This is a genomic window from Limosilactobacillus sp. (assembly GCF_051873035.1).
In the GTDB taxonomy this organism is placed as follows: Bacteria; Bacillota; Bacilli; order Lactobacillales; family Lactobacillaceae; genus Limosilactobacillus.
Genome location: NZ_JBJEEL010000053.1, coordinates 1 through 7,108, shown reverse-complemented (window position 1 = coordinate 7,108; position 7,108 = coordinate 1). Strand labels below are relative to the sequence as shown.

Annotated in this window: 5 protein-coding genes; 1 reads left to right on the top strand and 4 read right to left on the bottom strand. The window is 47.1% G+C overall.

All coding sequences use genetic code 11. The annotated features are described in order from the left end of the window. Positions 1-129: 129 nt before the first annotated feature. Positions 130-1,824 carry a phosphoenolpyruvate carboxykinase gene (locus ACI31H_RS05130; RefSeq protein WP_439770921.1) on the top strand — a complete coding sequence of 565 codons (1,695 nt, stop codon included), beginning with the start codon at positions 130-132 and terminating at the stop codon, positions 1,822-1,824. A gap of 92 nt (positions 1,825-1,916) precedes the next feature. Here the strand turns inward: ACI31H_RS05130 and ACI31H_RS05125 are convergent, their stop codons facing one another. The 4 genes from ACI31H_RS05125 to nrdD all read right to left on the bottom strand — a co-directional run bounded on the left by ACI31H_RS05125 (position 1,917) and on the right by nrdD (position 6,761). Then, complete coding sequence (locus ACI31H_RS05125; protein ID WP_439770920.1) at positions 1,917-2,666, bottom strand: LysM peptidoglycan-binding domain-containing protein; 750 nt, start codon at positions 2,664-2,666, stop codon at positions 1,917-1,919. A gap of 305 nt (positions 2,667-2,971) precedes the next feature. Beyond that, a complete protein-coding gene (locus ACI31H_RS05120; protein ID WP_439770919.1) occupies positions 2,972-3,916 on the bottom strand; it encodes a SufD family Fe-S cluster assembly protein in 945 nt (314 codons plus the stop codon). Positions 3,917-3,926: 10 nt separating this feature from the next. Beyond that, a complete protein-coding gene (nrdG, locus tag ACI31H_RS05115) occupies positions 3,927-4,508 on the bottom strand; it encodes an anaerobic ribonucleoside-triphosphate reductase activating protein (protein ID WP_439770918.1) in 582 nt (193 codons plus the stop codon). A 15-nt stretch (positions 4,509-4,523) separates the two neighbouring features. Further along, the gene (nrdD, locus tag ACI31H_RS05110; protein ID WP_439770917.1) at positions 4,524-6,761 is read right to left on the bottom strand and encodes an anaerobic ribonucleoside-triphosphate reductase; all 2,238 of its coding nucleotides are present in this window, start codon (positions 6,759-6,761) and stop codon (positions 4,524-4,526) included. Positions 6,762-7,108: the final 347 nt, after the last annotated feature.

Below are 7,108 nucleotides of genomic sequence, written 5' to 3'. Positions count from 1 at the left end.
GGTCAGTATTATTTATTTGAGTCCAGTGGCTAACTTATTCTTGAAATTTAGGAATGTTAAATTTTTCTCACCGTTTGCTCAAAAATACACTATAATGGTAGCAAGGCTATAAGAAAGGACGGGAGATTTATGGCTAAGCAAACAAAAATTAACACGCCGGCCCTCTACGTTAACACTGATCGTGGGGTGGCCCTACTTAATTTAAGTCAAGCATACTACAAGGATACTTATTCACTGGTCAACAGTGATGAACTATTAGAGATTATCAAGCTCTATCTTGATTCTAAGAATCCTGAATACGACGACGACGCCTTTGACAACGCCTCCGCAGAACAATATGTTCAGGTATTAAAGAAGATCTTAATTGATGATGACAGTGCCTTTGACAAGTATGATCCCAAGGACATTCTGGCCAGCATTGAAGACCTTTATTCATTTTACCGGTCCCTACTCCGGGTAACGGTAATTAACTACAATAACAGTAAAATTGCCGGAAATGAATTTAAGATGATCGATGGTCACTTGAACGAATTAGTCCGTGAAGCCTACCGGGTCGTAGAAGAAAAGCTGCAGGGCTTCCCTAACCAAACCTACCGGCAAGTTAACGCCGCTTCTAATGCCGCAATGTTAGTTCAACAACATGATTGGCCGATTCCAGAAGGATACGACCAGCTGCGGGACATCGACTTCATCGATACCGTCATGCTCCGGCCACCGATGATGATGCACACTAAGAGTAATAAGCGTGAAGGGGTCTTCTCCGCTGTTGATGAAAACCCAATTAAACGCTTTGCCGGTCAAAAGGGCCAATGGTACTGCTACCCTGCTAAGATTGGCGAAAGCTTAGCTTACATTTACTTTAACGTCGACTACCTCGTTAACGGGATTGCCCTTTCTAACCTCTTCCAGCTAGCACGGCCAGAAGAAGTTCGGGGACAAAAGCCTGACCTTATCCTCCTCTTTGGTATGAGCAAGACTGAAGGGATGGTATCACACTACTACCACGATACCAAGAATAATATCTGGGTCGGTGAAGTACCATACACCGATAAGACCACTTACTTCGGCTACATGAAGAAGATGTGCCTGACCCTGCATAACCTGCACCAGATTTACAACGGCCGTTTACCAATTCACGGCTCCATGCTCCGGATCCGGTTTACCAATGGTAAAGAAAAGAACGTGGTCTTCTTCGGTGACTCCGGTGCCGGGAAATCCGAATCAATCGAAGCAATGCAAGAGATTGCTGACGACAAGATCGTTGATATGGAAACAATCTTCGATGATATGGGGAGCTTTACCATCGGCGATGATGGCAAGATTTACGCCCAAGGAACCGAAACTGGGGCCTTCGTTCGACTAGATGACCTTTCCAGCGCGGTTGCCTTCAACAACATGGACCGGGGTGTCTACCTCAACCCTGAATTGTCCAACGCCCGGGTAATTATTCCTGCCGATACCTATGAAAACATCATTCAGCACCACCCAATCGACATGTGGGTTTATGCTAATAACTATGATGACAAGGTCGGCATTCACCAGTTTGAAAATGAAGATGATGCTAAGAAAGTCTTTATCGCTGGGAAGCGGAAGGCCCTCGGGACAACCGATGAAGTGGGGATGAGCACGACCTTCTTCGCCAACCCATTCGGTCCCGTCCAAGAAGAAGCCCGGACACGGCCGATTATTGACAAGGTCTTTAACAAGCTCTTTGCCGACAACGTCTACGTCGGTGAAATCTACACCCACCTAGGCAACGACAAGTCCAAGGAAGCACTGCATGAATCAGCACGTGAATTACTGGACGTTTTAATGAATAACTAAAAATAGACTATAAAAAGGGGCTGGGAAAAGTTTTCCCAGCCCCTTTTTATAGTTTAAAGATTTGAATGAATTAAGTTAAAGCAGGTTGAATTTTAGTACCAACCGTGTGATTGCCAGAATGATTGGGCAGCCGTCCATGAACCGTAACGACTAGCAACGTATTGGTCAGCAACCCGTTCTTGGTTAGCGGCGGAGTAGTCACCGTTTAAGTAAGAAGCGGATAATTGGTACTTACCAATGTATTGGCCGTTCGTAGCGGTGTAGGAACCACCAGATTCACGTTGGGCAATCCAGGCCTTAGCAGCTGCTTCTGAACCTGAAACTGCGGACGTGTATGAACTAGAACTGGTGGTGTTACCACCCATCGCAGCGGCATTAGCTGATTGGGTGTAACCAGCAGTAGTATTAGTATTTACATTAGCTTGTGATTGGCCTTGGCCTGCTACTGCCTGGGTTTGACCAGCAGCTGATGAAACTTGGCCGTTAGTCTGGGCGCCAGTAGTTGTTTGACCGACTTGTTGGCTAGCGGTGTTCGTACCGTTTGAACTTGGCAGAGTTTCAATTTCTTGTTGGGTTGCCGGAGCAACTTCACCGTTATCCTTGATAACGAGCTTTTGACCAACGTAGATCAAGTTCTTGTTTGCGATATTATTAGTTGAAGCTAAAGTGTCAACGAAGGTTAAATCGTGACCAAACTTGTAGGAAATACCGGATAAAGTATCGCCACTTTGCACCGTGTAAATTGAGTCAGCGTTTGCGCTCGTAGCAGTAGCGATAGTTCCCAATGCAACTACTCCAGCAACAGCAGCGGTAACTTTTGCGACGCGTTTAGATAACTTCATAGAGATAAAATCCCATCCTTTTCTAAAATCTATTTCAACTTGTTTCGTCATCAAGATTGATTCATATCAATCAACGGTTACTACTATAACGCCGCGAGGTTACACCACAATTACCAGCGATTTTCAATTTTCTCCTATCCCGTAATAATTCGTAACAAACGAGTCAATAAATGACTAAAATATCATACCAATGGCGCGCTGATCGGCTTCCCAGCTAAGTTAACTTGGAGCTAATTTGTAATATTAAACTAAAAACCGGACCGTTAATTGGGGTAAATTGCCCCTAATTAACGGTCCGGTTATTCTTAATAGTCACCATTTGTAACCTGAGCGTAATCAAAATAGCGGTTTAACCACGGGTCGGCACTCTGCCACCCCGCATCCTGCTTTGCTTTAGTAATGGTTTTTCCTGTCACTGGTAGGGGCTCACCCGACCCCGTTTGAAACTGATCATGCTTTACCTGGTCACTGGTCAACTGGTCAATGTAGGTAGTTAAACTAGCATGACTACCGGCACCATAGCCGTCGACGACCGGATGAAAGGCTTGCCGGCCATACCGTCCCGGCTGCAGTAGAACTGAACTATCCCAAGTACTGGCGGCACCGTCGAGGAAGTTAGCCAAGCTCAGCGTAACATCCCCCTCATTGGCCACGACCAGTCTCGTCAATAATTGGGCCCCCCGCGCCTGGTAGGCATGCACTGCTGAATAGATTGCTGGTGCCCGCAGTTCATCCGCCCGGCGGTAAACTACCCGGGCCCCGGCACCCAGCAACAATTCGGTCGCGGCAAAGAGTGGCTGGGCGCTCTTAAGACGCATCGTTTCTTCAATTGTTACCTGGCTATTGGCCCCCACAATAATCACGTTGTGGGGATTAGCGGCAATTCCCTGTGGCGCTAACCGAATTGGTACTGGCAACGCGCAGTTATCGGGGACGTAAATAAACTGTCCCGCATCGATCCGCGAGAGGTGGGCAGCAAATAGTTGGTTATCTTGCCATCGGACCGCCTTTTCCATGAGGTTCTCCTGAAGCAACTCAGAATAGGTATTAACAGCCGTTGCAAGTGGCTGGGCGACGTAATTACCCTGGTGGTCTAACCAGCCCGTTGTTTGGCTAGGGGCCGTTTGCCAGGGAAGCCACTTCTCCTGCTGGTCAATTTTGGGGAAGCGCCCGCCTAGTACTTGGGCTAATTGCCGCTTCTTTTGCAACCAGTCCGGTTCATTTGGCCACATCTTCTTTACTGTTGACATCTTCTGCCCCCTAGTGAACTAACTTGTCCCAGATAACAACTTTCCCCTGGTCAAGCGACTTGGGAACATCGATGATCCGTTGGTTGGAACTTCCCCGGAATTGGAGGGTCAGGTCCTTCTTAGCCAGTAGGAAGCGACCATCAACCAATATATCCAGGTTATGCAAGAGCTCCAGCTTATCGGCCGACTCCTTTTGTAACTCTTCCCAGGTGTAGCCGGTCCACGACCAGATATCCTTATCATGGCCAAATTCCTTCCGTAGGCGGTGAACCAACTTAAGACAGACCTGCGTATTCAAGAATGGTTCCCCACCTAACAGGGTTAAACCTTGCACATAATCATGGCTTAAGTCCGCCATAATTTGATCTTCTAATTCCTGGGTATAGGGCTGACCGTAGTGAAAGTTTTGGGCCGCCTTGTTATAGCAGCCAGGACAGTTAAAAAGACATCCAGAAACGTAGACACTACACCGAACCCCTTCGCCATCAACAAAGTTAAAGGGCTTGTAGTCAGCAACATATTGCAGCGAATGGTCCTTAGCCAGCCACTCCTTAGGCCGGGGATTATTAGGTTCTTGTACACGTTCTACCATTAAATACCCCTCTTTTTAAATCTGCTTACCCTTAATTGAGGCATGGGCTTCCCGTGAATCCATCTGCCGGGAAGTTTCAAAGGCCGCGGCGGACTTAATCATCTGTGGGTCCATGTGCTTAACCCGGTGGATGATTTCCTCATGCCGACCGTGAACCATTGGTCGCTGTTGGGGGTTACCTAAGTAACCACAGGTCCGCTTAACCACGTCACAGGTTGCCGGGTCAGAATTACCACATTGTGGGCACTTAAAGCCCCGGGCCGTCGCTTTAAATTCACCCTTGAAACCGCACTTGAAGCATTGATCAATCGAAGTGTTAGTACCGAGGTAACCAACGTGGTCATAGGCCCAGTCCCAAACCGCTTCTAAGGCCTTCGGGTTTTGGCGGAGGTTTGGATATTCACAGTAGTGGATAAAGCCACCGGCTGCTTGGTATGGGAAGTCTTCTTCAAATTCCAACTTCTCAAACGGGGTGGGGTGCTTACGAACATCATAGTGGAAACTATTGGTGTAGTATTCCTTGTCAGTAACGTTTTCGACCCGGCCGAACTTCTTAATATCATCTTGGCAGAAGGTATCCGTTAGGGATTCCGCCGGTGTGGAATATAGGCTGAAGTGGTAGCCCTCTTCGGCTTCCCACTTCGCACATAGGTCGTGCATGGCCTTGGTAATTGAAACCGCAAAGTCATGTGCTTCCTTATTGTGTTCCCAGTTAGGACCGTAGAAGGTGGTGCAGACTTCGTATAGGCCGATGTAACCCAAAGAAACCGTAGCCCGGCTGTTCTTAAAGACCTCATCAACACTGTCGGTTCGCTTCAACCGTTTGCCAAATGCACCGTACATGTACAGCAGTGGTGCATTTTCGGGTTTGGCTTCTTTGGTCCGCTTGATCCGGTAATCCAGGGCAATCTTACAAATTCCCATCTTTTCTTTGAAAATTTCCCAGAAAAGCTTCTTATCACCGTGGGCTTCCAGGGCAATCCGCGGTAGGTTAACGGTAACGACTCCCAGGTTCATCCGTCCGGAATTAACTTCCTTGCCAGTTTCGGGATCTTTCCAGCCCTGTAAGAAGGACCGGCAACCCATTGGGGTCTTAAAGCTACCCGTAATCTCCTTGATCTTGTCATACATCAACAGGTCAGGGTACATCCGCTTAGTAGAACATTCCAAAGCCAGTTGCTTAATGTCATAGTTAGGGTCCCCCGGGTTGAGGTTTAGTCCCCGCTTAAGGGTGAAGATCAACTTCGGGAAGATCGCCGTCCGGTGTTCCTTTCCCAAGCCCTTAATCCGGATCTGAAGAATTGCCTTTTGAATTTCCCGTGAAATCCAGCTAGTCCCCAGGCCAAAGTTAATGGTAGTAAATGGTGTTTGCCCCTGACTAGAGTAAAGGGTATTGATCTCATATTCTAGGGCCTGCATGGCATCATAGATATCCTTCTTGGTCTTTTCCTTGGCAAAGGCTTCCCGCTTATCAGGAGCGATCCATTCTTCCGCATCCTTCATGTGCTTTTCGTAGTTAATCTTGGCATATGGTTCAAGCAACTGGTCAATCCGGTTGGCCGAGCAACCACCGTATTGTAGGGAGGCTACATTAGCAATGATTTGTGACATCTGTGCCGTTGCCGTCTGGATAGACCGGGGAGAAGATACCCAGGCATTACCAATCTTAAAACCGTGCTTGAACATCTCATCAAAGTCGATCAAGCAGCAGTTCGTCTCGGGAGTCACTGGTGAGTAATCTAAGTCGTGCCAGTGAATATCACCACGCAGGTGGGCCTTGGCAACTATTTGTGGCAGCATCCGCAGGCCCAGTGCCCGGCTGACTACACCGGCTTCCAGGTCCCGCTGGGTGTTAAAAACCTTACTATCCTTATTAGCATTTTCATGGACCACCGTATCCTTACGGCCAAAAAGCTGTTCGAGCTTATGCTGTGGATTAGTGGCCTCCGCAAATTCCTTTTCATCTTGTTGGCGGTAGTCAAGGAAACGCTGGGCCAGGTCATCATGGCCGGCCTCCCGGAGTCCCTTAACAAATAAATCAGCGATGGTGGTCGTTTGGACCTCATGTTTATCAACTAATGCATTAAAAATTGCCAGGTCGACGCTATGCCGGGTTGCCTCATCGGCCTTGAGGGCGTCTAAGACCAGGTTAATTTTGTACGCATAAAAGGAGGTTGAAGTCCCATCGCGTTTGATAACCTTCATCTCTGCTAGGTTATTTAAGTCTTTTTTATCAATAATTTGGACCTTCATTCTCCTTATCCCCTTTCAAATTTAACAGTTACTATACTAGCACAAATACAATTTGTAGAAAGTATTGACTTTGTTAGCACAATATGTTGTGGTTGAAAGACGATTTACCTCACTAAAGGAGTTAAAACAATTTACCTCATTATCCGATAAAATCGATCAGGGCCCGTCGGACAACGCTCACCGTAATTTTTTCACACCAAAATAATTGATTGCCCCTCGCGCTTACTTATCGAAAGATATATTACCGCAATATATTTTCTTATATGAAATTCAACTCATATTAAAGGGAAAACTAATCATAACCACCCGTCAAACGGGTGGTTTGCACATCGGCTATAAGCCGATAA

Bases quoted from the DNA above. Each gene is read 5' to 3' on its own strand.
- ACI31H_RS05130 (WP_439770921.1), top strand. From the start codon at position 130: ATGGCTAAGCAAACAAAAATTAACACGCCGGCCCTCTACGTTAACACT.
- ACI31H_RS05125 (WP_439770920.1), bottom strand. From the start codon at position 2,666: ATGAAGTTATCTAAACGCGTCGCAAAAGTTACCGCTGCTGTTGCTGGA.
- ACI31H_RS05120 (WP_439770919.1), bottom strand. From the start codon at position 3,916: ATGTCAACAGTAAAGAAGATGTGGCCAAATGAACCGGACTGGTTGCAA.
- nrdG (WP_439770918.1), bottom strand. From the start codon at position 4,508: ATGGTAGAACGTGTACAAGAACCTAATAATCCCCGGCCTAAGGAGTGG.
- nrdD (WP_439770917.1), bottom strand. From the start codon at position 6,761: ATGAAGGTCCAAATTATTGATAAAAAAGACTTAAATAACCTAGCAGAG.